This is a genomic window from Trinickia sp. (assembly GCF_057351765.1).
The window spans coordinates 133,512-158,386 of record NZ_JBMRBK010000079.1 but is presented as its reverse complement, the minus strand read 5'-3'; the positions used below and the strand labels follow the sequence as shown (position 1 = coordinate 158,386).

At 62.0% G+C, this 24,875-nt stretch carries 21 protein-coding genes and 2 tRNA genes; 4 read left to right on the top strand and 19 right to left on the bottom strand.

The features are described 5' to 3' along the window. Positions 1–5 precede the first annotated feature (5 nt). The 13 genes from ACO1XS_RS22740 to tig form a co-directional block, all read right to left on the bottom strand. Entirely contained in the window at positions 6–1,340 is a 1,335-nt protein-coding gene (locus tag ACO1XS_RS22740; RefSeq protein WP_331572304.1) for an NAD(P)/FAD-dependent oxidoreductase, read from the bottom strand. Positions 1,341–1,345: 5 nt separating this feature from the next. Next, on the bottom strand, positions 1,346–2,233 hold the full coding sequence (locus ACO1XS_RS22735) for a dihydrodipicolinate synthase family protein (protein WP_331572303.1): 888 nt from the start codon (positions 2,231–2,233) through the stop codon (positions 1,346–1,348). A 73-nt stretch (positions 2,234–2,306) separates the two neighbouring features. After that, complete coding sequence (gene glyA / locus ACO1XS_RS22730) at positions 2,307–3,602, bottom strand: serine hydroxymethyltransferase (RefSeq protein WP_331572302.1); 1,296 nt, start codon at positions 3,600–3,602, stop codon at positions 2,307–2,309. A gap of 179 nt (positions 3,603–3,781) precedes the next feature. Then, on the bottom strand, positions 3,782–4,663 hold the full coding sequence (locus ACO1XS_RS22725) for a glycine betaine ABC transporter substrate-binding protein (protein WP_331572300.1): 882 nt from the start codon (positions 4,661–4,663) through the stop codon (positions 3,782–3,784). 186 nt (positions 4,664–4,849) lie between these two features. Next, positions 4,850–5,743: an ABC transporter permease gene (locus tag ACO1XS_RS22720; RefSeq protein ID WP_331572298.1), complete on the bottom strand. Its 894-nt coding sequence runs from the start codon at positions 5,741–5,743 to the stop codon at positions 4,850–4,852. Beyond that, the gene (locus ACO1XS_RS22715) at positions 5,740–7,029 is read right to left on the bottom strand and encodes a quaternary amine ABC transporter ATP-binding protein (protein WP_331572296.1); all 1,290 of its coding nucleotides are present in this window, start codon (positions 7,027–7,029) and stop codon (positions 5,740–5,742) included. The genes ACO1XS_RS22720 and ACO1XS_RS22715 overlap by 4 nt, the downstream gene beginning before the upstream one ends. A 704-nt stretch (positions 7,030–7,733) precedes the next feature. Then, a tRNA-Val gene (locus tag ACO1XS_RS22710) sits at positions 7,734–7,809 on the bottom strand. A gap of 62 nt (positions 7,810–7,871) precedes the next feature. Next, positions 7,872–8,144, bottom strand: a complete 273-nt coding sequence (locus ACO1XS_RS22705) for an HU family DNA-binding protein (protein ID WP_173260119.1) — start codon at positions 8,142–8,144, stop codon at positions 7,872–7,874. 147 nt (positions 8,145–8,291) lie between these two features. Further along, positions 8,292–8,858: a hypothetical protein gene (locus ACO1XS_RS22700; protein WP_486391744.1), complete on the bottom strand. Its 567-nt coding sequence runs from the start codon at positions 8,856–8,858 to the stop codon at positions 8,292–8,294. Positions 8,859–8,969: 111 nt separating this feature from the next. Then, entirely contained in the window at positions 8,970–11,387 is a 2,418-nt protein-coding gene (gene lon, locus ACO1XS_RS22695) for an endopeptidase La (protein ID WP_486391743.1), read from the bottom strand. Between the two features lie 199 nt (positions 11,388–11,586). Next, positions 11,587–12,858, bottom strand: coding sequence for an ATP-dependent Clp protease ATP-binding subunit ClpX (gene clpX, locus ACO1XS_RS22690; protein ID WP_173260087.1), 1,272 nt, complete (start codon positions 12,856–12,858; stop codon positions 11,587–11,589). Positions 12,859–13,067: 209 nt separating this feature from the next. Further along, on the bottom strand, positions 13,068–13,721 hold the full coding sequence (gene clpP, locus ACO1XS_RS22685) for an ATP-dependent Clp endopeptidase proteolytic subunit ClpP (RefSeq protein ID WP_173260088.1): 654 nt from the start codon (positions 13,719–13,721) through the stop codon (positions 13,068–13,070). A 119-nt stretch (positions 13,722–13,840) separates the two neighbouring features. After that, positions 13,841–15,187 carry a trigger factor gene (gene tig / locus ACO1XS_RS22680; RefSeq protein WP_331572290.1) on the bottom strand — a complete coding sequence of 449 codons (1,347 nt, stop codon included), beginning with the start codon at positions 15,185–15,187 and terminating at the stop codon, positions 13,841–13,843. Positions 15,188–15,570: 383 nt separating this feature from the next. Here tig and ACO1XS_RS22675 point away from each other — a divergent pair, with 383 nt between their 5' ends. Both ACO1XS_RS22675 and ACO1XS_RS22670 read left to right on the top strand, forming a co-directional pair. Then, positions 15,571–16,713: a glycerate kinase gene (locus ACO1XS_RS22675; protein ID WP_486391742.1), complete on the top strand. Its 1,143-nt coding sequence runs from the start codon at positions 15,571–15,573 to the stop codon at positions 16,711–16,713. Positions 16,714–16,774: 61 nt separating this feature from the next. Beyond that, entirely contained in the window at positions 16,775–17,227 is a 453-nt protein-coding gene (locus tag ACO1XS_RS22670; RefSeq protein WP_331572286.1) for a MarR family winged helix-turn-helix transcriptional regulator, read from the top strand. Positions 17,228–17,311: 84 nt separating this feature from the next. Here the strand turns inward: ACO1XS_RS22670 and ACO1XS_RS22665 are convergent, their stop codons facing one another. The 4 genes from ACO1XS_RS22665 to ACO1XS_RS22650 form a co-directional block, all read right to left on the bottom strand. Beyond that, a complete protein-coding gene (locus ACO1XS_RS22665; protein WP_486391771.1) occupies positions 17,312–18,328 on the bottom strand; it encodes a 2-dehydropantoate 2-reductase in 1,017 nt (338 codons plus the stop codon). A gap of 83 nt (positions 18,329–18,411) precedes the next feature. After that, positions 18,412–18,498 (bottom strand) — tRNA-Leu (locus ACO1XS_RS22660). 248 nt (positions 18,499–18,746) lie between these two features. Beyond that, on the bottom strand, positions 18,747–19,901 hold the full coding sequence (gene mnmH, locus ACO1XS_RS22655; RefSeq protein ID WP_331572282.1) for a tRNA 2-selenouridine(34) synthase MnmH: 1,155 nt from the start codon (positions 19,899–19,901) through the stop codon (positions 18,747–18,749). A gap of 160 nt (positions 19,902–20,061) precedes the next feature. After that, positions 20,062–20,955 carry a LysR family transcriptional regulator gene (locus ACO1XS_RS22650; protein WP_331572280.1) on the bottom strand — a complete coding sequence of 298 codons (894 nt, stop codon included), beginning with the start codon at positions 20,953–20,955 and terminating at the stop codon, positions 20,062–20,064. A gap of 134 nt (positions 20,956–21,089) precedes the next feature. Between ACO1XS_RS22650 and ACO1XS_RS22645 the strand changes: the two genes are divergently transcribed. Further along, positions 21,090–21,815, top strand: a complete 726-nt coding sequence (locus ACO1XS_RS22645; RefSeq protein WP_331572276.1) for a pirin family protein — start codon at positions 21,090–21,092, stop codon at positions 21,813–21,815. Positions 21,816–21,844: 29 nt separating this feature from the next. Here the strand turns inward: ACO1XS_RS22645 and ACO1XS_RS22640 are convergent, their stop codons facing one another. Next, positions 21,845–22,699 (bottom strand): hypothetical protein, encoded by an 855-nt coding sequence (locus tag ACO1XS_RS22640; protein WP_486391741.1) that lies wholly within the window; start codon positions 22,697–22,699, stop codon positions 21,845–21,847. Between the two features lie 172 nt (positions 22,700–22,871). Beyond that, positions 22,872–23,579 carry a FadR/GntR family transcriptional regulator gene (locus ACO1XS_RS22635; RefSeq protein WP_331572272.1) on the bottom strand — a complete coding sequence of 236 codons (708 nt, stop codon included), beginning with the start codon at positions 23,577–23,579 and terminating at the stop codon, positions 22,872–22,874. 262 nt (positions 23,580–23,841) lie between these two features. Here ACO1XS_RS22635 and ACO1XS_RS22630 point away from each other — a divergent pair, with 262 nt between their 5' ends. Then, positions 23,842–24,864: a zinc-binding alcohol dehydrogenase family protein gene (locus tag ACO1XS_RS22630; RefSeq protein ID WP_331572270.1), complete on the top strand. Its 1,023-nt coding sequence runs from the start codon at positions 23,842–23,844 to the stop codon at positions 24,862–24,864. Positions 24,865–24,875 lie beyond the last annotated feature (11 nt).

Sequence of the window (24,875 nt, the reverse complement as noted above, 5' to 3'; positions counted from 1 at the left end):
GAAAGTTAGAGCTCGGCGCCCGCCGCGAATTCCTTGACCCAGATCGCGGCCGATACGGCCACGTCCGCGATGGGACGTGCGGGTAGCGAGCGCGGATGCGGTTGATTCAGTAGCTGATGCACGAGGTCGCTCGACTGACCGAGCGCATACTCCGCGATGAGCTTGCCGGATGCGGAACCTCTGCTCAAACCGAGTCCGTTACATCCGATCGCTTCGAACACCCCGTCGTTTCGTTGTCCGAATAGCGCGCCGTTGTTGGCGGACAGACACAACGGCCCACCCCACGTATATTCGAGCTCGAGGTTTCCGAGCATCGGAAAGCGCCGATCGAACGAGCGCTGGTGCAAGCTCTTCGCCTTCGCGAGATCGGATTGAGACACCTCGAGCCCCGGCCGGAAAGCGAAGTGATTGCGCACGCAAATGCGATTGCTGCTCAACCGGCGTACGGTCGTGCCCATCGGATCCGCGGGAATGAGCGCCCATGATTGCGCGCCGCCGAGCTCGGCGATTTCGCGAGGTGTCATCACACGTGTCATCGATGCGAACGTATAGACGGGCAGCAAGCCGTTGGGATGCCCCCCAAACCTCGCCGCGTAGGCATTCGTGCAGAGAATCACGCCTTTCGCGCTGATCGTTCCATGAGCGAACGTCAGCACCTTCATATCGCGGCGATCGTCGATGTCTCTCACCGCACTCATTTCGAAAACCTTCGCGTTCGGCGGCAGCGTCTTGGCGAGACCCCGCATCAGCGCGGCCGGTTGAACGGTACTGCAGCCCGGTGTAAACAGCGCACCGTGATAGAAACCCGTCCCGGTGACCTTGCCGATCGCGGCCTCGTCGAGCCATTGGAAAGGCTCGTCGATGCGGGACAAACCTTCCGCGAAGTGCGAAAGTGCCGCGTGGCCCTTCTTGTTGACCGACGCATGAAACTTGCCGTCGTCACGCCAATCGCACTCGATGTCGTGCCGACGCACGACTGAACGCACATAGTCGATACCATGGCGTTGCAGCCGAACGTCGGCTTTGTCCGCTTCCACGCTGCGGGAGTAACTCTCGCTGCTGATGTCGTGCGGCAAATCGACGAAGAAACCGGAATTGCGTCCCGCGGTCGTACGTCCGATACGGTCCGCTTCCACCAAGGCAATCGACGCGTCGGGCGCGAGTTCGGCCAGGCGGCGCGCGGCGCACAATCCGGTGATGCCTCCACCGATGACCACCCAGTCGAATCGTTGCTCGGACGTTACCGTGGCCTGTGGCGGCGCCGCTGGAGGCAGGCACTCCCACCAACCGTTCACGCCGTCGGGAGCGGGAAACCGCGCGAATTCCAGTTTCGAGGTCATACGCGTTACCGGGCGTTGCCCAACATCGGCTCGACAAGCTGTGCGAATGCACTGCGTTCGTTGTCTGAGAGGCGGCCAAGGGGTGCCCGCGCCACGCCGACCGGCAGGCCCGCCAATTCGCAGCCATAGCGAACGTATTGGATGAACTTGCCGCTGCGCTCGAGCAGTTCGAGCACGGGCAGAAGCTGCGCCATCAGCTTGCGGCCCAACGTGAAATCGCCCTTGTCGACGCACGCGTCGAACAGCGCCACGTGCGCTTCCGGCAAGAAATTCGAGGCGCCGCCGACCCAGCTTTTCGCGCCCCACGCGAAGAATTCGAGCGCCTGGTCGTCCATGCCGCAGCTGAACGTCAGCCGGTCCTTGAAGTACGTGGCGAGGTGGTGCAGGTGCGCAATGTCTCCGGTGCTCTCCTTCATCGCGAGGAAGTTCGGGCGCTCGAGCAGTTTTTCGAGGACGTCGTCGCTGATTTCCGTTCCCGTGCGAGCCGGAAAGTTATAAAGCATGACCGGCATGTCGAGCGCGTCGTCCACCTTCAGCAGGTGAGCCAGCAACTCTTCCTGCGTCGGCTGCACGTAGTACGGCGCCGCAACCAGTAGCGCCTGCATGCCCGCCCGCTTTGCTTCCTGACCGAGGCGAATCACCTCTCGCGTCGTCGTTGCGTTGATTCCGGCGGTGAGATACGTCTTGCCGCCAGCCGCCTGTGCAACCGTGTTGAACGTCTGCACACGCTCGTCGAAACTCAACGCGTAGTATTCGCCCGTCGTTCCGCCCACGCCCAGGCCCGAGACGCGGCCGGCCAGATTGGCGGCATGCTTGCCGAGCAATTCATGATCGATCTCGCCGTCCGCCTTGAACGGGGTCACGAGCGGAGTATGCACACCCTCGAAGCTCATTTCGTTTCTCTCATCAGTTATCTGCAACCAGGTAAATCGGATGGGTTTACCAGCAATCACGCTCGATCGCCGGTCATACGACGTCCACCGCATGCGAATAAATCGGGAACTGGCCGCACAGCTCTCTCACGCGCGTGCGCACTGCGCGCTCCACCTGCTCGTCGCCGTTGGGGTTGCGCTCCAGCGCCGACAACACTTCCAGAATCATTTCGCCGACCTGCTCGAATTGAGCCGTGCCGAATCCGCGCGTCGTGCCCGCCGGCGTGCCAAGCCGAATGCCGGAGGTCACCGTCGGGTTCTCGGTATCGAACGGAATACCGTTCTTGTTGCATGTGATGCCGGCGCGTTCCAGCGCCTTCTCCGCCTGCGCTCCCGTCAGCCTCTTCGGTCGCAAATCGACTAACTGCAGATGGTTGTCGGTCCCGCCTGTCGCGAGACTCAGGCCGCCGGCCTTCAGTACATTGCCGAGCGCCTGTGCGTTGCGCAGCATTTGATCGATGTACGCCGTGAACTCGGGACGAAGCGCTTCGCCGAACGCCACCGCTTTGCCGGCGATGACGTGCATGAGCGGGCCGCCCTGCAACCCCGGGAACACGGCAGAATTGATTTTCTTGGCAATGTCGCCGTTGTTCGTGAGGATGAAGCCGCCGCGCGGTCCGCGCAGTGTCTTGTGCGTCGTCGACGTCACCACGTCGGCAAAGCGAACGGGGTTCTCATGCCGGCCGACTGCGACGATGCCCGCGATATGCGCCATGTCGACCATCAACAGCGCGCCGACGCTGTCCGCGATGTCGCGGAACGCAGCGAAATCGAGCGCGCGCGGATAAGCCGAATACCCCGCGATGATCAGCTTCGGACGATGCGCTTGCGCGAGCGCGCGCAGCTTGTCGTAATCGATGCGGAAGGTTTCCGGGCTCACGCCATACTGCACCGCGTTGAACCATTTGCCCGACAGGGCGGGACGAGCGCCATGCGTCAGATGGCCGCCGGCGTCGAGCGACATGCCCATGACCGTCTCGCCCGGCTTGACCAGCGCCAGCATGACCGCGCCATTTGCCTGCGCGCCCGAGTGCGGCTGGACGTTCGCATACTCGGCTTCGAACAGCGCCTTCACGCGATCGATGGCCAGCGCTTCGATCCGGTCGACATGGTCACAACCGCCGTAATAGCGTTTCGAGGGATAGCCTTCGGCATATTTGTTGGTCAATACCGTCCCTTGCGCCTCCATCACCGCAGCGGAGACGATGTTCTCGGAGGCGATCAGCTCGATCTGAGTTTGCTGGCGGCGCAACTCGAGCGCGATTTCCGAGGCGATGACGGGGTCTCGGCTCTGGAGCGTTTCCGAAAAAAAGCGCGAGTGTTCGTTCACGGGTCACTCCCAAAAGCGTTGGTGTAACGCAGCCCTACAGGACTGCGGCCCTCATTGAGTCGGCGGGCACACCGTCGCGCCCGCCGGAAGAAATATCGAAGAAGCGTCCGTGAACATCCGCAACGTCCGCTGCCGCCAGGCGTGCGTCGACCGGACACGACCCTCGGCCAACCTTCGACTCATTGCTGCAACCAGGCCTTGAGCTCGTCCGGATGCGAGTCGACGAACTTCTTCGCCGCGGTGGCGTAGTCGTTCGTGGCATTGCCTTCGAATTCGATGGCCTCGACATCAGCGAGCTTCAGCTTGAAATGCTTGAAGAACACATCGGCACGCGGAAATTTGCTGGCGAATTGCTTGGAAGCGAACGCGTGAACCTGCTCTTCCCCGCCCAACGTGCCCTTCGGGTCTTTCAGGTAGCGCATCTTCCATTTCTGCCAGAGCCAATGCGGGCTCCAGACCGTGGCGACGACCCATTGCTTCGACTGATTGGCTCGCGACACCGCTGCCAGCATCCCGGCTTCGCTCGACGATTGAAGGTGATAGTTGGATAAGCCGTAGGCTTGGAGCGTCTTTTCGGACGCTTGCATCAGGCCTGCACCGGGGCCGATGCCCTGGACCGTGCCGTCGAGCTTGCTCTTGACGTCGGGCTTGCTCAGATCGGAAATCGACGACAGTTCGGACTCCGGAACGTAGGCCGGCACGGCCCAGCCATTCTTGCCGCCGGTATAGATGACGCCGACGTCGTCCATGTCGTTCTTGTATTTCGCGTAGTACACCGCATGCGTGACGGGGAGCCAGCCGCCGACCATGATGTCGAGGTCGCCACGCGCGACGCCTTCGTACTGAATACCGATGTCGGCGTTGACGAACTTGACGGGCTGGTTAAGCTTGGTCTCGAGCACATATTTCGCGACGTTCGCCGTGGCCAACACGTCGGCCCAATCCGTGATCGCCAACTTGATCGGCTCCGCAGCCGAGGCGACACCTACGCCAAGACTCAAAGCAGCAACCGCCGATAGCGCAACTTTGGCAATAAGTGCCTTGAAAACATTGCAGTTCATTTAGGACTCCTAATCTACTTCGTGTCGTTTTGAACCATGTCACAGGTGCTGCCACGTAGCGTACGCAGTCTCCCCGCCCCTTTTACTTCCCCGGCTGTCCAACCTCGCGGCTATGACAGACTGTCCGTCAGACTCGATCGGTACTTGCCTGTCGCATCGACGACGCCGGGTCGATCGTCGGATCCGTTACGTACGCGCTGCCACGTCGTTTGCGCCGGCCTTCCCTGCCTTGGCAGCGGGCCGAGCTTTCTTCTTTTTCGATTTGCCGAACGTCTCGGTCAAGCGATCGAGCACGATCGCAAGCAATACGACGCCAAGCCCGCCTTCGAAACCGATGCCGATGTCCAGCCGCTGGATGCCGCTCAGCACATACTCGCCGAGTCCGCCGGCGCCGATCATCGATGCGATGACGACCATCGAAAGCGACATCATGATCGTCTGATTGACGCCGGCCATGATCGACGGCATGGCGTTCGGCAATTGGATTTTCCAAAGCAGTTGCGCATCGGTGCTCCCGAACGAACGCCCCGCTTCGAGCAGTTCCTCTCGAACCTGCCGAATACCGAGCGTCGTCAGACGCACGACCGGCGGCATCGCGAAAACCACCGTGGCAATCACGGCGGGCACGCGGCCGAGTCCGAACAGGATGACGGCGGGAATCAGATAGACGAATGCCGGCATCGTCTGCATGAAATCGAGCAGCGATCGCAAGACCAGCTCGACCCCGTTGTTGCGGGCACCCCAGATGCCGAGCGGCACACCGATGATCAGGCTGAAGCACGTGGCCGCCACGACGAGCGCCAGCGTAGACACCGTTTGCGGCCACAGCCCCATGTAATGGATCGCCCAGAGTGCCAAGCCGACGAAGACTGAGAAGACGATACCGCGGCGCCACAACGCGAAGGCCACGAGGATGACGAGCATCGCGATGAATGGAATCGCAGCCAGACCGTCCTCGAGCAGTCTGATCACCGCGCCCAATGCTGAGGAAAACGCGTTGAAGCCGCCTTGGAAATGATTGAAAAGGAAAGTGACGGCGTTTTCCGCAAACTGGCCGAAGATCGACGACGAGGTACTCATACTGCCCTCCGCTCCATAACCTGCTTCAGTATCGTTCTGCACGACACGACGCCCGCCAGCTTCCCGCCCATATCGACAACCGGCACGTCGTGTTCCTGGCTCAAGGCAATGGTGGCAAGTTCGTGCAAGTCAGACTCGGGCGAAACCGTCTTCAAGTCCTGCAGCAATGCTTCACGCAGAGGACGCGCACCGGCCTTGTGCAGCGACGTGGGGGTGACGCAACCTTGGAATCGGCCCGCTTGATCGCACACATAGGCGCACTCCAGCCCGCCGTCGATCATCTGGTTGACGTAGTGCTCCGCGGGCGCACCGATATCCGCCGCAATCACGCCGCGTTCGACTCTGGTGAGCAGTCTTTCGGCTTTGAGAAAGCGCGAGACGTCGACGTGGTGGAAGAAGTCCCGCACGTAGTCGTCGGCCGGCGATTGGATCAGCTCGGCAGGCGTGCCAACCTGAATCAGGCAACCGTCCTTCATGATGCCGATGCGACCGCCGATCTTGATGGCTTCTTCGATATCGTGCGAGATGAAGACGATGGTGCGCTGCTCCTGCTTTTGAAGCCGCAGCAGTTCGCTCTGCATCTCATGCCGAATCAACGGGTCCAGCGCGGAGAACGCTTCGTCCATCAACAGCACGGAAGGATTCACCGCCAGCGCACGAGCAAGGCCGACGCGTTGCTGCATGCCCCCCGATAACTCGCCGGGCAGCAGTTTTTCGTATGAACCGAGACCGACTCGCGTGAGTGCGGCTCGAGCGATTTCGTAGCGCTCGGCCTTTTTCATTCCCGCGACTTCGAGCCCGTATGAGATGTTGTCGAGCACCGTGCGATTGGGCAGCAGCGCGAACGACTGGAATACCATTGCCATCTTCTCGCGGCGAACGTCGCGCAACTCGACCGTCGACATCGGCGCGATATCGCGGCCTTCGAGAATGACCTGGCCTGATGTCGGCTCGATCAATCGGTTGAGGAGCCGGACCAGCGTCGACTTGCCGGAACCCGATAGGCCCATGATGACGAAAATCTCGCCTGCCTTGACGCTGAGGCTGACGTCGTTGACGGCAACCATACTGCCCGTGCGTTCGAAGACTTCGTCTCGACCGAGGCCTTGCCTGACCAACTCGGCTGCACGTTCGGGTTTCGGACCGAAGATTTTCGACAGGTTTCGGACCGTCAGAATATCGGTGCCGCCAACTGCGATCGGGTTTGCAACCGATGAGGCGGCTTTCGCATCGATCACGCCGGACGGAACCACATCCTGCGGTGCGAACGTCAGATTCGGGGGCATGCTTTCATTCCAACTGGCAAGTTCAAGAAATCGAAGGCCGCGATCGGATAGCCCTCGGTCCAAGTGACCGTTCTTGGTCTCGTCGGTTTTTCTAATCCACCCGGCGGCAGTTTTCAGTGCGTATTGCGCTATCCGTGCCGGGGAGATTTCCGACGCGCCAGTCGCGTCAGTCGTCATTCGTTGCATCCCGGCACGCTAGTTCCGCTGAGGGCCAATCGCTGATCGATATCTATTGCATGGATCGAAGCGTACCAAGCCAATTCGACGCATCCCGATACATTTTCTGCGCCCTTTCCGATACCTGAGGTTATGAAGCCGAGGGATGCAGCGTTCGCTGAAAAACACGAGAGGATGCGCGATGTGCGCAAAGCCAATGGTGACGGGGGATTCGAGGGAGGAACGCGTCGGGTCGCGCCAATATCGGCGCGCTGCGCCTCCCGCGCAAAACGCATCGACGTAGGGAATTTACCGATGAGCGCCTGCTTTTCGAGGGCGATTGCGACGAATCGTCCGCCTGGCGACGGGATTGAACGACAACAGCCCGGATACAGGCGGCAGCCGGCGGACGTTCCCGGGCGCCGGAAGGACGACAAAAAACCCGCAGAGCTAAAAGCTGTGCGGGTCTTCGGTATTACACAGGCTACTGCGGCAGGCCACTGCGGCAGGTACTGCGGAACTGCCTGAAAGCGAATCGCGAAACGGAATGGTGGGTGCTGAGAGGCTCGAACTCCCGACCTACGCCTTGTAAGGGCGCCGCTCTACCAACTGAGCTAAGCACCCGTTCGCGCTACATCCGTTGACTGGTAGCCGTACGATTCAACGCTTGCCAGCCAACGAGCCCGCTAGTTTAGCGCATCTTTCAGCGCTTTGCCAGGCTTGAATTTCGGAACCTTAGCTGCCTTGATCTTGATGGCTGCGCCCGTGCGCGGATTGCGGCCCGTGCGCGCCGTGCGCTTGCCGACGGCGAACGTGCCAAAACCGACCAACGTCACCGAGCCGCCCTTTTTCAACACGCTTTTGACGCCGCCGATCACGGCCTCGAGCGCCCGTCCGGCCGCCGCCTTCGACAGATCTGCTTGTTCTGCAATGTGGTCGATCAATTCCGTCTTGTTCATCCGAGTCCCCGATGATGATTGTTGGGCTGCAGTTGTGAGAGCACCGTAAAGTGCCCGAAAGAAAGCGCAGGCGATGCTGCGCTGGCCCATTAAAGATGGCCGAAACTGGAGTGTCAACCAGGGTTGCGCCGGATGCGGAAGGTTTTGCTAGCCGCACGACAGCCGTTTCCGTGTGTCGATTTCCGGGTTTTCGACAAAGGAAAGAGCTTTGCCTTGCGGCGTCAGGCATTGATCGCCCTGAAAAATCTGCCAGGCGAAAAACGGAATGATTTGCGCCTGAGGAGTGAAAGGCGCTGTGTCGTATCCGGCATAGTCGGCAGTAAAGGAATCTCCGTTTTGAAATTCAAAATGAAGCGCACCGATATGTCTTGTCGGGCCGCTGGCGCCATCGTTACTGACGTTGAAGCCAATCACGTTTTTGGCATGAATAAAGCGTTTCTCGCGCACAGGCGGAAGCACGAAATCAACCGGGGTGTTGTCGTGAAAGCTTACCCTCAACGCTTCTTCACCCACCCTGACAAGTTGCGCACTGAGCCTGCAAGGCTTTTTCCCAACATTCAGGATGGCGAAAAAAGCATTGGATTTGCTCATGCCAGGGGCATCGCCCGCGATTTGGCGGATATCAAGCTGATTCGACGTGCAATCGATGCTCTGTGAAAACGCTACTTGATGTCCCAGCAGCAATGAGAAGATAACAAGACGAGAAACTTTCAAAGGTTCTCACCTCCACGTTGATGCGCCCTACCGGGCGCAAAAAAAGCCGCGAGAAGCGCATTGCGCGCCTCTCGCGGCTTTTCACAGCCGCTTATCTGCGGCCGTCATCTTTCAATGCTTGACGACTTCCGTCGTAGCCGCATCCTTCGCCGCTTCGGCAACGGGCTCAGCCTTCGGCTCTTCTTCCGGCAGTGCCTCAGGCACCCGCTCCAGCGCAAGCTCCAACACCTTGTCGATCCACCTGACCGGCACGATCTCGATCGAGTTCTTCACGTTGTCGGGAATCTCGGTCAGATCCTTGACGTTTTCCTCGGGGATCAACACGAGCTTGATGCCACCGCGGTGTGCAGCCAGCATCTTCTCCTTGAGCCCGCCGATCGGCAGTACTTCGCCACGCAGCGTGATCTCACCCGTCATCGCGACATCGGCCCGCACGGGGATACCCGTGAGCACCGACACCAGCGCCGTCGTCATCGCGATACCGGCGGACGGACCGTCCTTCGGTGTCGCACCTTCCGGCACGTGGATGTGGATATCCTGCTTCTCGAACGCCTCGTCCCTGACCCCGAGACGCCGCGAGCGGGAGCGGACCACCGAACGCGCAGCCTCGACCGACTCCTTCATCACATCGCCGAGCGAACCCGTGCGAATGACGTTGCCCTTGCCGGGCATGACCGCGGCTTCGATCGTCAGCAGGTCGCCACCGACTTCCGTCCAAGCCAAACCCGTCACCTGGCCCGTCTGATTCTGCTTGGCCGCCAAACCGAAGTCGTACTTGCGCACGCCGAGGAACGTATCGAGGTTGCTGCCCTCGACCCTGACCGCACCCTCCGCCTTTTTCAGCAGCAGCATCTTCACGACTTTGCGGCAGATCTTCGATATTTCACGCTCGAGCGAACGCACACCCGCTTCGCGCGTGTAGTAACGAATGATGTCGCGAATCGCCTGCTCCGCAACCTCGATCTCGCCTTCCTTCAAGCCGTTGTTCTTCTTCTGCTTCGGCAACAGATAACGCTGCGCAATGCTGACCTTTTCGTCCTCGGTGTAACCCGACAAGCGGATCACTTCCATCCGGTCGAGCAACGGAGGCGGAATATTGAGCGAGTTCGATGTCGCCACGAACATCACATCCGACAGATCGAAGTCCACTTCGACATAGTGATCGGCGAACGTGTGGTTCTGCTCGGGATCGAGCACTTCCAGCAACGCCGACGACGGATCGCCGCGGAAATCCATGCCCATCTTGTCGACTTCGTCGAGCAGGAAGAGCGGATTGCGCACGCCGACCTTCGTCAAGCTCTGCAAAATCTTGCCCGGCATCGAACCGATATAAGTACGGCGATGGCCGCGGATCTCGGCTTCGTCACGCACGCCGCCCAGCGCCATGCGCACGAACTTACGGTTCGTCGCACGCGCGATCGACTGACCGAGCGAAGTCTTCCCTACCCCCGGCGGCCCCACGAGGCACAGGATCGGCGCTTTCACCTTGTCGACGCGCTGTTGGACCGCGAGATACTCGAGAATCCGCTCTTTGACCTTTTCGAGGCCGAAGTGGTCTTCATCGAGCACGCGCTCTGCGTTCGAGAGGTCATTGTTGACCTTGCTCTTCTTGCGCCACGGCAGCCCGATGAGCGTATCGATGTAGTTGCGCACGACCGTCGCTTCGGCCGACATCGGCGACATCAGCTTGAGCTTCTTGAGTTCCGAATCGGCCTTCTTCTTGGCTTCCTTCGGCATGCGTGCGGCTTCGATGCGCTTTTCCAGCTCTTCGAGATCGGCACCCTCTTCGCCTTCGCCAAGTTCCTTCTGGATCGCCTTGACCTGTTCGTTCAGGTAGTACTCGCGCTGGCTCTTCTCCATCTGACGCTTGACGCGCCCACGGATGCGCTTTTCGACCTGGAGGATGTCGATTTCAGCTTCGAGCTGGGCAAGCAGGTGCTCGAGCCGCTCCACGACCGGGAACATCTCGAGAATGTGCTGCTTTTGATCGAGCTTGAGCGGCAAGTGTGCGGCAATCGTATCGGCCAGACGCCCCGCTTCATCGATACCGGCAAGCGACGTGAGAATCTCGGGCGGAATCTTCTTGTTGAGTTTCACGTACTGGTCGAACTGCGACACGATCGCACGGCGCAGCGCCTCGGTTTCGGCGCTGTCCGCATGGTCGGGTTCGAGCGGCATGACTTCGCAGGAAAACTGCGTCTCCTGCTCTTCGATCGTCAGCGTCTTGGCACGCTGCAAACCCTCCACGAGCACTTTTACGGTGCCGTCGGGCAGCTTGAGCATTTGCAGGATGTTTGCGATACATCCTACTTCGTACATGTCCTTTTCGGTCGGCTCGTCCTTGGCCGCCGTTTTTTGTGCGACAAGCATGATGTGCTTGCCACCCTCCATCGCCACTTCGAGCGCCTTGATCGATTTGGGGCGCCCCACGAAAAGGGGGATCACCATATGTGGGAAAACAACCACATCTCGCAAGGGCAGCAGCGGGAGCGTCGTGCGCTCGGAAGGGAGGAGTTGGGTTCCTGACATTTCATTTCCCCATTAGTGGATTCAGAACGTTCGGTAGTTGAGGCCCGCTACATCGATTGCAAGCCTTCGCGCGTGGGAAAAAGTTCAGTGAAAGTGTCGAAGTCGTCAGTGCTAACCCACAAGATAAACGAAAAAAGCCGTTCACGTCGCCATGAACGGCCTATGTCAAAGAAAACCCTAGGCCCAGCAGGTCCATCGCTCAGTTGGAACCCGCTACCTTCGGGGCTTCCTCGTAAATCAGCAACGGCTTTCCGTCGCCCTCGATTACGTTGTCGTCGATAATCACTTTGCTGACCCCTTTCATTGCCGGCAATTCGTACATCACATCGAGCAACGCCTGTTCCAAAATCGAGCGAAGGCCACGCGCGCCGGTCTTGCGGCGGATTGCCTTGCGCGCCACGGCTTGCAACGCCGCGGGACGAATCTCGAGTTCGACGCGTTCCATCGCGAAAAGCTTGTTGTACTGCTTGACGAGCGCATTCTTCGGTTCGACGAGAATCTTCATCAGCGCCGTTTCGTCGAGTTTGCCGAGCGTCGCTACGACGGGCAGGCGGCCGATCAACTCGGGAATCAACCCGAATTTGATCAGATCCTCGGGCTCGACTTCGCGCAGCACCTCGCCGGCGTCGCGCTCCTGCTTGCTCTTGACCGTCGCGCCGAAACCGATACCGGTCTTTTCGGTCCGGTCGGTGATGACTTTCTCGAGTCCGTCGAAGGCGCCACCGCAAACGAACAGGATGTTGGTCGTGTCGACCTGGATGAAATCCTGGTTCGGGTGCTTGCGGCCGCCCTGCGGCGGCACCGACGCCATCGTGCCCTCGACGAGCTTGAGCAATGCCTGCTGCACGCCCTCGCCAGACACGTCGCGCGTGATCGACGGGTTGTCGGACTTACGGCTGATCTTGTCGATCTCGTCGATATAAACGATGCCGCGCTGAGCCTTCTCGACTTCGTAGTTGCAGTTTTGCAGCAACTTTTGAATGATGTTCTCGACATCCTCGCCGACGTAGCCCGCTTCGGTCAGCGTCGTGGCGTCCGCAATGACGAACGGTACGTTCAGCAGCCGCGCGAGCGTCTGGGCGAGCAACGTCTTGCCCGAGCCCGTGGGCCCGATCAGCAGGATATTGCTCTTCGAGAGCTCGATGTCGTCTTTCTTGTCGAGGTGCTTGAGCCGCTTGTAGTGGTTGTACACCGCCACGGCCAGGATCTTTTTCGCCCGTTCCTGACCAATCACGTATTGATCGAGAATGTCGCGAATTTCTTGCGGACTCGGCAGGTCGGATTTGGACAAGCCTGCGTCCGTGCCTGCGCCCGCGGCTTCGTCGCGAATGATCTCGTTGCACAGGTCGATACATTCATCGCAGATGAACACCGACGGGCCCGCAATGAGCTTTTTCACCTCATGCTGGCTTTTGCCGCAAAACGAGCAATACAACAGCTTTTCGCTGTTCGAACCTTTTTTGTCCGCCATGGATATACGAGCCTCCGGACACTCGAAAAACTAGGTACGCTGTTCGTCGGCTTTCGACTTTAGGGTCGGATTCTACAGACGAAACATGGGGCGGCGTCTCCGCCGTCGACGCCCTGAACTTTATTATCGACCATTTATAGCATCGCTTGAGCCGGCATCCGCACCTACGAGCGAAAGAATGCCGGCTGCCGCGAGATGGTCCGTCACGATTAGGGGCGCTTTTGCAGCACCTGGTCGACGAGGCCGTAAGCCTGGGCGTCCTCCCCCGACATGAAATTGTCACGGTCGGTGTCGCGGGCGATACGTTCCACGGGCTGACCGGTGTGGTGCGCGAGCAAGTGATTCAACCGGTCTTTCAGGTAGAGAATTTCGCGTGCCTGGATTTCGATATCGGAAGCCTGGCCGCGCGCGCCGCCGAGCGGCTGATGGATCATGACCCGTGCGTTCGGCAGCGCGAAGCGCTTGCCCTTGGCACCGGAGGCCAGCAGGAATGCGCCCATGCTCGCCGCAAGACCCATGCACAGCGTCGAAACGTCCGGCTTGATGAACTGCATCGTATCGTAGATCGCCATGCCGGCCGACACCGACCCGCCCGGACTGTTGATGTAGAGGCTGATGTCCTTATCCGGGTTTTCGCTTTCGAGGAACAGCAGCTGTGCGACCACCAGATTCGCCGTCTGATCGTTGACTTCGCCGACCATGAAGACGACACGCTCCTTCAGCAGCCGCGAATAGATGTCGTACGAACGCTCGCCCCGGCCGCTCGTTTCCACGACGATCGGGACGAGGCCGAGCGCCTGCGTCTCGAGATCCCGCGGCGCGTTCGAGGCCAAGGTGTCCAGCAATTGAGCGCGAAAGGTCATGCAATGGTTCCTTTTCGGAATAGGTCTTGGATGGCAACGGCACCGGGAACGCGCACCCGTCAGCAAAAACGGCGTGCGCCCGTCGCTCCGACAGCCTGCACGCCGTTCGCGGCGAGACCTTACGCTTGCGCCGAGGCGCTTGCCAGTGCTTCGAAGCTGACTTCCTTGTCCGTCACCTGCGCCTTGCCGAGCACGAATTCGACGACGTTGCTTTCCACGACGTACGCTTCCATTTCGGCCAGACGCTGCTGGTTCGAATAATACCAGCGGATGACTTCTTTCGGGTCCTCGTAGCTCTTGGCGAATTCCTCGACCTCGGCGCGGATCTGCTCGGGCTTCGCCTCGAGGCCGTTGGCCTTCACGAGTTCTGCCAGCACGAGGCCCAGCTTGACGCGACGCTCGGCCTGCTCCTTGAACATTTCCGCCGGAATCGGGGCGTTCGCCGCATTCGGCACGCCGCGCTGGGTCAAGTCCTGGCGCGCCATTTCGACGAGCCGCTCTTGATCCTGCTCGATCAGTGCCTTCGGAACTTCGAGTTCGGAAATGGAGAGCAGCGCGTCCATTACCTGGTTCTTGACGATGGCCTGCGTCCGGCGCTTGGCCTCGCGCTCGAGGTTCTCCTTGATCTCGGCGCGCATCTTCGTCAAATCGCCGTCGGCAATGCCGAGCGATTTGGCGAATTCCGCGTCGACTTCCGGCTGATGCGGCCATTCGACCTTTTTCATCGTGATCGTGAACTGCGCCGTCTTGCCGGCCACTTCCTTGCCGTGATAGTCGTCCGGGAATTTCAAGTCGAATTCGCGCGTTTCGCCGACTTTCAAGCCCGTTGCGGCCTGCTCGAATTCGGGCAGCATGCGGCCCTCGCCCAGCACGAACGCAAAGTCTTCGGCACTGCCGCCCTGGAACGGCTCGCCATCGAGCTTGCCGACGAAATCGACGGTCACCCGGTCGCCGGTTTGGGCAGCTTGATCGCCGCCGCCGTCACCGTGCTCGCCCGCCTCGCCACGCGCATGGTAGTGCACGCGCTGCTTGCGCAGAATATCGAGCGTGCGGTCGACTTCCGCGTCCGCGATCGTCGTGACCGAGCGTTCGACCTTCGCGGTCGACAAATCGCCGAGCTTCACTTCCGGGTAGACCTCGAACGTCGCATCGAACGCGTAGGCCTCCTCGCCCGTGCCCTCTTTCGGGCTGAAGCTCGGCTGGCCCGCCACGCGCAGATTCTCGGCACGGCTGATGTCGAAGAACTGCTTGCCGACCTTGTCGCTCAACACTTCCGCCTCGACCTGCCCCGCATACTGCTGCGTCACCATCTTGAGCGGCACCTTGCCGGGGCGAAAGCCCGGCATGCGCACGTTCTTCGCAATCTGACGGATACGCGACTCGATTTCCTTTTGCACCGCTTCCTTCGGCAGGGAAATGGTCACGCGGCGTTCCAGCTTGCCGAGGTTTTCAACAACGTTAGCCATGGCTTCAATCGTCCTAAATTGATCTAGCGAATCGGGTTACCTTCTCCGTGCCAGGGGCGGCGCATCTCTCGCAAAAAGGCGCCGCATCACCTTTTCGGCCCGACGCGCGCGTCGCCCTGCTCCGTGCCCGCATGCCTGCAGGGAGGCGACGGCACGGGTTGGATCGGAAGAATCGAGCATTCTAGCAAATTATTGGTCCAGCAAGCCCCGAATCGCGGTTTTTCAAGGCACATTTCAGGATATATCGCGTCCGCTCGCGCGCGCCGCTTCGAATGTCCCGCGTCCGCCGCCGGCTACCCGTCGGCGCCGGGGCGCTGATATGCTGTCGACCGACGCTGGCGGCCCGCTCGCCCGGCACATGAAAAAAACTGACAGGAGACGTCATGCCCAACCTCTCGCCCGCCCCGGTCGTCGTCATCGCGCCCGATTCGTTCAAAGGATCGCTGAGCGCGCAGGCCGTGGCCGCCGCCATCGCCGCCGGCATCAAGCGCGCACGACCCGACGCCGTCGTTCGCCTCGCGCCGATGGCCGATGGCGGTGAAGGCACGCTCGACGCCATGCTCGCTCACGGCGGCGAACGCCGCGTCGTACAAGTGAGCGGCGCAGCCGGCGCAGTGCGCGAGGCGGCGCTCGGGCTCTTGCCCGACGGCAGCGCGATCGTCGAGACCGCGGAGATCGTCGGCATCACCGATGCGGTCGCGATGCGCACGCCCGTCGAGGCGCGCAGCACGCGCGGCATGGGTGAGGCGATTCGTTCGCTGCTCGACCTCGGCGTGCGCCGGTTTTTCGTCGCGCTCGGGGGCAGCAGCACCAACGACGCCGGCGCAGGCCTGCTCGCGAGCCTTGGGCTCGTCCTGCTCGACGCCGAGGGGCGCGAGCTCGAGCCGACGCCCGAATCGCTCGCACGCCTCGCGCGCATCGATGCGGCCGGGCTCGATACGCGGCTTCGCGAAGTCTCGTTCGTCGCCATGTCCGACGTCGACAATCCGCTCTCGGGCGAGCAAGGTGCCACGGCCGTCTTCGGTCCGCAAAAAGGCGTCGCGCCCGCTCAGGTCGCGCCGCTCGATGCCGTGCTCGAACGCTTCGCGACGATGCTCGAAACGGCTTTGGGCCGGACCGCACGCGCGCTGCCCGGCGCCGGTGCGGCAGGCGGCCTCGGCTTCGCGCTGCATATGCTCGGCGCACAATTCCAACCCGGCGCGGAAGTCGTGGCGGTTCAACAGGGACTCGATGTGGCGCTGAGCGGAGCGAACTGGCTCATTACCGGCGAAGGCCGTTCCGATACGCAAACGCTGCGGGGCAAAGCGCCGTTCATCGCCTGCCAGCACGCGCGCGCCGCGGGGGTGCCCGCCTCGCTGCTGTCGGGCGCCGTCGATCCGTCGGCGCTTGCGCACTTGTCCGCGCATTTCGATGGCTGCTTCTCGCCGGCGCCCGGCCCGATCACGCTGGAAGCGGCGATCCGCGATGCCGCAATGTTGCTCGCCAACGCGGCCGAGCAGCTGACGCGCATAAAATACGGCGCATGAACCTCGCGCGCGGTGCCCGCGCGGGCTTCGCCTCACTGTGCCGATAACCAAAAGGACCGCTATGAAGGCCGCCGCCAAACTCGGGCTCGAGCAGTTTTTGACCTACCGCATGCACGTGCTCAACAAACTGTCCGATCGCGGCATCAGCGAACGCTACCATGCCAAGCTCGATATCACGCTGCCCGAAGCGCGCGTCATCGCGGCGGTCGGCTCCTTCGGTCCGTTTTCGATCATGGATCTCGCGCGGCGCGCCAATCTCGACAAAAGTCAGGCAAGCCGCGCCGCGGAAGCGCTGATCCAGCGCGGACTCGTTCGGCGGGAGGCCAGCAGCGAGGACGGGCGCGTCGTGCTCGTTTCGCTGACGAGCGAAGGCCGGGCGCTGTATCGCAAGGTCATGCCGATTGCGCGCAAATGGAACGCGGAGCTCTTCGCATGTCTCGACGATGCGGAAAAAGCCAGCCTCGGCCGTGTGCTCGACAAGGTGATCGCGAATGCGCTCGCGGAGCGTGAATGACCGCGGCGAGCGACAGGCAGCAAAGCGCTTAAAGCAGACGGAACGAATCGGCGCGGACGCGGCGAAAGACGCCAGCCGGGAACTTCAGAGGCCGCTCGATGCGGCGCGCTGACGCAGCAAGCCGAGCACAGCGTCGCAAAACGGCGTCGGCACGCCGAGCTTGCGGCCCAGCTCGGGAAACACCCCTAGAATCGGGCCGATCTCGAGCGGCCTGCCCGCCTCCATGTCCTGCAACATCGAAGTCTTGAATGCGCCGAGCTCGCGCGTGACGGCGAGACGCGCTTCGATCGTCATGCCGCTCGAGAAGCCCAATTTGCCGCCGATCGCGGCGGCTTCCTCCATCATGCGCACGGTGAGCGCGTGCGTGTAGGGATCGTCGAGCAGACGATCGGCCGTCGAGCCGGTCAGCGCGCTCAACGGGTTCATATTCATGTTGCCCCAGAGTTTCGCCCAGATGTCGCCGCGGATCGCATCGGTGCATTCGGCGTCGAACCCGCCTTCGCGCAGCGCTTGCGCGAAGGCGGGGGCGCTCGGGCCGAGCGCCGCCTGAGCGGCACCGACGATGAGACGGTTGCCTTTTCCGCGCCGGACGACGCCGGGCGCGTCGGTCGACGCCGAGAGGTGGACGACGCAGCCGATCGAGCGTGCCGCGGGCAAGATACGACCGATGCAACCACCGGGATCGACGGCTTCGAGGCGGCTGTCGGCAAGCGGCGTATCCATACCGTCGAGAAACCACCACGGCAATCCGTTGGTCGCGCTCACCACGGCCGTGCACGCGCCAACGAGCGGCGCAAGCGCTGCCGCCACGGCAGGCAATGCCTGAGCCTTGAGCGCGATGACGACGAAATCCTGCTCGCCGAGCTCGCTCGGGTCGTCGCTCGCGCGGACCGTTGCGGCCCGCCCGGTGTCGCTCGCGGTGGCGGCGTCCACCATGCGGATGCCATGTTGGCGAATAGCCGCAAGGGTCGCACCGCGCGCAAGCACGCTGACCGCGTGCCCCGCCTGGGCCAGTGCGATCGCAAGGGCTCCGCCGATCGCGCCGGCACCGACGATAGCCGTGCGTACGGGCCGATCAGTGCCGTGCGTCGTGTCGTGGATGGTGTTCATGTCTCGCCGAGTGAAGGCATCGAGCCGAGGCCGGGTGCCTGTGGCGAAAGCCTGGCCGGTGAACGAAAAAGAAGTGGTGCGAGGAAGGGGACTCGAACCCCTACACCCTTGCGGGCGTCAGGACCTAAACCTGGTGCGTCTACCAATTTCGCCATCCTCGCAGCCGGACGCGCGCGCGATGCGCGCTCCGATATCCGGCACACCGAGGCATCGCGCCCGTGATGTGTGCACGGTGCACACGGTGCGAACGCCCCGAAGCGTAAGCGCGGGATTTTAACCGATTCGCCCGCGGATGTCTTTCCCTGCATGACGATTCACGATTCGGGCGGCGGCTGTTCCGCACCGTTTCGACATGCGCAGGCCATCCGCCCAAGCGACACACGCGGACGGGCGCCGCCCACGGCGCTCCTCAACTGTCGGCAAGATTGGCCGGCGCGCCGTGCCGCGGGTTGCGCGCGGCGCCGGTCCGCTCGGTCCGCGCATCGGGGGTTGGCACCGGCGAGCCCGCGGGCAGCGGCTCCGCGTTGATACGCGAGATCAGTTCGCGCGCCTGTTCCACTTGCGTCGACGAGCAAGGATCGAATGAAAACGGGAGCGCACGATCGATATTGCCGAACGAACGCAGGCTGCTGCGTGCATAGGCCGGATCGTAGTGCGCCTCGACCAGTTCGGTGAAAAGCCGCTCGCGTTCGTTCGCGTCGACGAGCGCATGCCAATGCCCGACCGTCTGACGGCTGTGGAGTCCGACGAGACGCGCGAGTTGGTCCTTGAAGTATTGCGGCGTATCGAAGAGATGTCCGTAATCCTCCAGCAGGAATTTCACTCTGATCGGCAACGGCGTGCACACGCGCACACATCGCCCGGCGTGAAACGCATCGAGCAGCGAACTCGGCAACGTGATCTGACCGATGCGGCGGCTTTCCGCCTCGATGAACACAGGCCGCTCCGGACTCAAGCGCGAGAACGCCGCCACGAGCGCCGTATCGAACGCCTTCTGGGTCGGCTGGGGCTCGCCCGGCAGCGCGCCGAGCAAAGAGCCGCGATGCCGGGCCAGGCCTTCGAGATCGAGCACCTGCGCACCTGCCTCGGCGAGCGCATGCAGCAGCCGCGTCTTGCCCGTACCGGTGTGCCCCGTCAACGCAACATAGCGAAAGCGCGACGGCCATCGTTCCAGATCGTCGAGCACCCGCTGACGGTAAGCCTTGTAGCCGCCGTCGAGTTGCCGCGCCTGCCAGCCGATCAGGTTGAACCATGTCGTCATCGAGCCCGAGCGTTTGCCTCCGCGCCAGCAATAGACGAGCGGACGCCAGTTGCGCGGACGATCGGCAAACGTGGTTTCCAGATGATGGGCGATGTTGCGCGCGACCATGGCGGCGCCGAGCCGCGTCGCTTCGAATGGAGATTGCTTGTACAGCGTCCCGACGATGACGCGCTCTTCATTGCTCAACACGGGCGCGCTCACTGCGCCCGGGATATGGTCTTCGGCGAATTCGAGCGGCGTTCGCACGTCGACGATCTCGTCGAACGAAGCGAGCGCATCGATTGGGACAACGAAATTTTTCACGAGGGCTGCGAGGCCGGATGAGCACGAGGAGATAGCGACGAAAAGCGTTGCGGTTCGATCGACTGCGCGGCCCGGCTGGAAAGAGATGTGCGGCATTATCGCATGGGCGGCGCCCGATCGCGCTTGCCGCTGGCTGACACATCGCATGCGGCGCACGGGCTTATTGCTGCCCCAACCCGCGCGCGAAACGCTGACGCAGGAACTGCGTGAACGAGCGCACCGTGATCGAGTGCTCGCGGTGCTGCGGGTAGACCGCATAGAGCGCGAGCGACGGCGCGGCGAATTCGGAAAGGACTTCCACGAGCGCCCCGCTCGCCAGCGCAGGGGAAACGATGAACTCCGGCAACAGTGCAATCCCAAGGCCGGCAATGGCCGCATCGCGAACGACTTCGCCATTGTCGGCACGCAACGGTCCGCTGACCTCGAAAACGCGCTTTTCTCCGTCGACGGTCAGCGTCCATCCGGTCACCCCTTCCCGCCCATAAAGCAGACAGGCATGACGGGCGAGATCGGCGGGGGTCGCCGGCAAACGCTCGGCCGGGCGATAGCGTGGCGAGCAGCAGGCGATCATCCGTATTTCGGCAAGCTGCTGAGCGATCAGCGTCGAATCCGTCAACGTGCCGATGCGCAGGGCCATATCGAAGCCGTCGCCGATCACGTCGACGGTGCGATCGCTCAGCTCGATATCGATGCGCACGTCGGGGTTCGCGCGCATGAAGTCCGCGACGAGCGGCGATAGGTGGGCAGTGCTGAACGACAGCGGCGCGCTCACGCGCAGGAGACCGCGCGGCCGCGTTCGCCCGAGCGACAGCGCCGCTTGCGCATCCGCCACTTCGGCAAGAATCCGTTTCGCGCGTTCATACAAGTCCTGGCCGAGGTCCGTCACTGCCAGCTTGCGCGTGTTGCGCACGAGCAACCGCACGCCGAGCGACGACTCCAGCGCCATGACCCGGCGGCTCACGAACTGCTTCGAAAGCTGCAGGCGATTTGCCGCCGACGTGAAGTTCCGCGCATCCACGGTGGCGACAAAAATGCGGAGGTCATCGAGTTGCATGCGAATGTCCACCATGACGTGACAGTGAGTCTCATTTTCACATGATTTTGCACGTCCCGGTTGACCTAGACTGTCGTTACGGTGAACGGCGGCGGAGCGTCCGCTGCCGGACTAACGATTTGACGGAGGTCGACATGGTTGAAATCAGAAATGCCAACGAGCGCGGACGCGCCGAACACGGATGGCTCAGCTCGCGCCACTCATTCTCGTTCGCCGGCTATTACGATCCTGAGCAGATGGGCTTCTCGGATCTCCTCGTCATCAACGACGATCGCGTGATGCCCGGCCGGGGCTTCGGCAAGCATCCGCACCGCGATGTCGAGATCTTCTCGTATGTCCTGGAGGGCGCGCTCGAGCATCAGGATTCGCTGGGCACGGGTTCGGTCATTCGCCCCGGCGATGTGCAATTGATGAGCGCGGGTACCGGCGTGCTGCACAGCGAGTTCAATCCCTCGCCCTCGGAGCGGGTGCATTTTCTGCAGATATGGATCGCCACTGCGCGCAACGGCGCCGAGCCGCGCTATCAACAGCGCACGTTCGAGCCGGCGGAAAAACGCGGCAAGCTGCGGTTGATCCTCTCGCCCGACGGCGCGCAGGAATCCCTGGAGCTACGCCAGGATGCGCGTGTTTATGCCGGGCTCTTCGACGGCGACGAAGCCGCGCAACTGACGTTGGACGAGCACCGCTTCGCTTACGTCCATGTCGCGCGCGGCAGCGTAACCGTCAACGGACAAGTGCTCGGCGAAGGCGACGGGATGCGTTTGCGCGATGAGCGCAATCTGAGCTTCAGCAACGGGCGCGATGCCGAAGTGCTCGTCTTCGATTTGCGCAATATCGAAATGTCGGAGTTCTGGCAGTAAGCGGCCGCGGCGCGAGCGCTGACGTGTGGTCACGCGCCCGCGTCGGCATTGCGGTCGTTCGGATCCCTTACCAACTGCCGCTCCACTTTTCCGGCGACGGCTATCGGGATATCGCGTTTCGGGGCTGTTTCGCGGGGCGGGATGCCAAGCGCCGATCCAGAAACGCCTATCCATGAGCGCCGTCGTGCTCCAGCGTCGAACGTTCGGAGAGACGCGGAGAGGCGCCCCGACAACTCGAACCGCGCGTTGCCCGTCAGCGAGTCGATCATCCGGTCCAGGCGATAATAGTCGCCGGCCTGGGCGGCCTCCGGGAGACGTGACAGGTCCCACTTCACGATCGCACCCAACAGCATCGCGCGAGCATCGTCGGGCAGCGTCGAACACTCCATGAGCGCCCGCTCGATATTGGCGTGCATCATGTCGGGCGGCTGCTTCGACCATGAGCCGACGGCGTCCAACAGCAAGGCGCATTGCTCGCGCTGCCCCGGGGATAGAGGCTTGCCGTCTTGCTCCGTCATGAGCGCGCGCACGACCCTCATCACCGTCGAAAACTCTTCGCTCATAGCGGGACCGGGCTCCTTACCGTGTTGCCTGACCGAATGCAGCAACGCGCGATAGTCGATGGCTTCCGTTGTCACGAAGCTCGTCGTCGGCACATGTGAACGAAGCGGCGCACACACAAGACCCGCGGAGCGTTCAGCCTCGCAATCGACTACTTCACCGGAACGCGTAACGGCAAATCGGTACAGAGGGGCCAATCTACCGAAAGCCGCCAATTCGCGCGCTCCCACCGGAGTATTCCGCGGTAGGTTCACGCCAGACTCATCTTGGCCGGAGCACGGATGAGATCCGGTGGATTCCGCAGAAACGAACAGCGAAGACATAACGATTCTCCTGAAGCGCGAACAAGTGCATGCAGCATAGCGATCGGCCGCATCCGAAGAATCGAATGTACGAAGAAGCAATCCGCAAACCGAATGCACGCATACGGCATGCATATCCGTATGCGCCGCGCGACGACTGTCTCGCGCAAAATCGCCGCCCGCACAGGCGATATCAGCCCTGCTTGCGCTGCGCCATCACGCGCTCGAGCGATGCCTTGATATGGCGTTGCATCGCTGCTTGCGCTTGTACCGGGTCGCGCGCCTCGAGCGCTTCGAGAATCTCCTTGTGCTCGCCCAGCGCCGCGCGCCATGTGCCGTCGTTTTCGAAGTGATCCCGCAATTTCGTCGAAAGCGGACTGTGCCGCTCGTCGAAGAGCGATGCGATCAGTCGAATCAACACCTCGTTGCCGGACATTTGCGCGATTGCCGCATGAAACGCACGATCGGGGCCGATCGGTATTTGCCCCGCCGCGACTTCGCGCGCCATGTCGTCGTAAATGCCCCGCAGCGCCTTGAGTGCTTTCGGCTTCGCAAACGGCGCCACGCTCGCGACGATCGCCCCCTCGATGAGCGAGCGAGCCGCCATGTTGTCGACGAGGCTGTCGCCGAGTTCATCCTCGTTCGGCACGGCGCTCGGTGCTTCGCCCTGTGTTGCGCAAACATAGACGCCCGAGCCCATGCGAATCTCGACGCGCCCCTCGAGTTCCAGTGCGACGAGCGCCTCGCGTACCGTGGGGCGCGATACACCCAGCCGCTCGGCCAGTTCCCGCTCGGGCGGCAATCGCCCATTGCGCGCGAAATCAGGCTGCTCCATCAATGCACGCAGCTTGTCGGCAATCTGAAGATAAAGACGACGCGTCTCGGCGGGTTTGGCTGCCACGTGTACATCCTGTCGATGAGACCCCGGCGGACTCCAGCGCCCGCCAACGAGCCGCGATTGTAAATCGAAGCCGCACCTCGGCACATACCCTCGACGGGCACCTCGGTGCATTCGACAGACCAATGCGCCCTCGCAAAATTGGCTTGACCAATTCGCTCAATTTTTATATTTTGCACGCTGGTAAGGCCAAATGTCTCTCAGCAGGTCGCCGCACAGGCCGCCGAGTTCGGCGGCAATCCGTCCCCTAACCCTTCTGCCTTCGATGAAAACCGTCATTTGCGAACAACCGGGCAAGCTTACCGTTTCCGAGCGCCCGCGGCCCGAAGCCGGCCCGGACGACGTCCTGATCCGTATCAAGCGAGTGGGCGTGTGCGGTACCGACCTGCACATCTTTACCGGCAACCAGCCTTACCTCGCCTATCCGCGCGTGATGGGCCACGAATTGGCCGGCATCGTCGAATCCGCGCCTGCGAGCGCGTCGGTCAAGGCCGGCGACCAGGTCTATGTGATGCCTTATCTGTCCTGCGGCCACTGCGTCGCATGCCGTGCAGGCAAGACCAACTGCTGCGTCAATATCCGCGTGCTCGGGGTTCATGCGGACGGCGGGATGACCGAATATCTCGCCGTGCCCCAGGGCTTCGTCTTCAAGGCCGACGGCGTGACGCTCGATCAGGCCGCGATGCTCGAATTTCTCGCGATCGGCGCCCATGCCGCGGCGCGTGCCGAGGTGAAGCACGGACAACGCGTCCTCGTCGTCGGCGCGGGGCCGATCGGCATGGCCGCATCGATTTTCGCCAAGCTTCGCGGCGCGCAAGTCACCGTGCTCGATGGCCGCGCAGACCGGCTCGAGGTCTGTTCGAAGGCGCTGCACGCGGACCACACGGTGCTGCTCGATACGAGCGACGCGGCCACGGACGCAAAGGCGCTCGCACAGGTCACCGGCGATGAGTTCTTCGACGTCGTCTTCGACGCGACGGGCAATATCAAAGCCATGGAGCGCGGGCTCGAATTCGTCGCGCACGGCGGCAAGTATGTGTTGATCTCGATCGTGCGGGATCGGATTTCTTTCTCGGATCCCGAATTCCATAAGCGGGAGACAACGCTGTTGGCAAGCCGTAACGCGACACCGGCCGATTTCGAGACCGTGCTCGACGCCATGCGCGCAGGCAAGATTCCGACGGAAGCCCTCAACACGCACCGGCTGACGCTTGCCGAACTGCCGGAGACGTTTCCGAAGCTGCTCGATCCGAACGCCGGCGTCATCAAAGCCCTCGTTGCCTGCTGAAACTCCACCGT

Coding starts and splice junctions, on each gene's coding strand:
- ACO1XS_RS22645 (WP_331572276.1), top strand. CDS start 21,090: ATGGTTGAAATCAGAAATGCCAACGAGCGCGGACGCGCCGAACACGGA.
- ACO1XS_RS22650 (WP_331572280.1), bottom strand. CDS start 20,955: ATGCAACTCGATGACCTCCGCATTTTTGTCGCCACCGTGGATGCGCGG.
- ACO1XS_RS22735 (WP_331572303.1), bottom strand. CDS start 2,233: ATGAGCTTCGAGGGTGTGCATACTCCGCTCGTGACCCCGTTCAAGGCG.
- clpP (WP_173260088.1), bottom strand. CDS start 13,721: ATGACCTTTCGCGCTCAATTGCTGGACACCTTGGCCTCGAACGCGCCG.
- ACO1XS_RS22720 (WP_331572298.1), bottom strand. CDS start 5,743: ATGAGTACCTCGTCGTCGATCTTCGGCCAGTTTGCGGAAAACGCCGTC.
- ACO1XS_RS22630 (WP_331572270.1), top strand. CDS start 23,842: ATGAAAACCGTCATTTGCGAACAACCGGGCAAGCTTACCGTTTCCGAG.
- tig (WP_331572290.1), bottom strand. CDS start 15,187: ATGGCTAACGTTGTTGAAAACCTCGGCAAGCTGGAACGCCGCGTGACC.
- ACO1XS_RS22705 (WP_173260119.1), bottom strand. CDS start 8,144: ATGAACAAGACGGAATTGATCGACCACATTGCAGAACAAGCAGATCTG.
- ACO1XS_RS22725 (WP_331572300.1), bottom strand. CDS start 4,663: ATGAACTGCAATGTTTTCAAGGCACTTATTGCCAAAGTTGCGCTATCG.
- clpX (WP_173260087.1), bottom strand. CDS start 12,858: ATGGCGGACAAAAAAGGTTCGAACAGCGAAAAGCTGTTGTATTGCTCG.
- ACO1XS_RS22740 (WP_331572304.1), bottom strand. CDS start 1,340: ATGACCTCGAAACTGGAATTCGCGCGGTTTCCCGCTCCCGACGGCGTG.
- ACO1XS_RS22640 (WP_486391741.1), bottom strand. CDS start 22,699: ATGTCTTCGCTGTTCGTTTCTGCGGAATCCACCGGATCTCATCCGTGC.
- lon (WP_486391743.1), bottom strand. CDS start 11,387: ATGTCAGGAACCCAACTCCTCCCTTCCGAGCGCACGACGCTCCCGCTG.
- ACO1XS_RS22675 (WP_486391742.1), top strand. CDS start 15,571: ATGCCCAACCTCTCGCCCGCCCCGGTCGTCGTCATCGCGCCCGATTCG.
- ACO1XS_RS22670 (WP_331572286.1), top strand. CDS start 16,775: ATGAAGGCCGCCGCCAAACTCGGGCTCGAGCAGTTTTTGACCTACCGC.
- ACO1XS_RS22715 (WP_331572296.1), bottom strand. CDS start 7,029: ATGCCCCCGAATCTGACGTTCGCACCGCAGGATGTGGTTCCGTCCGGC.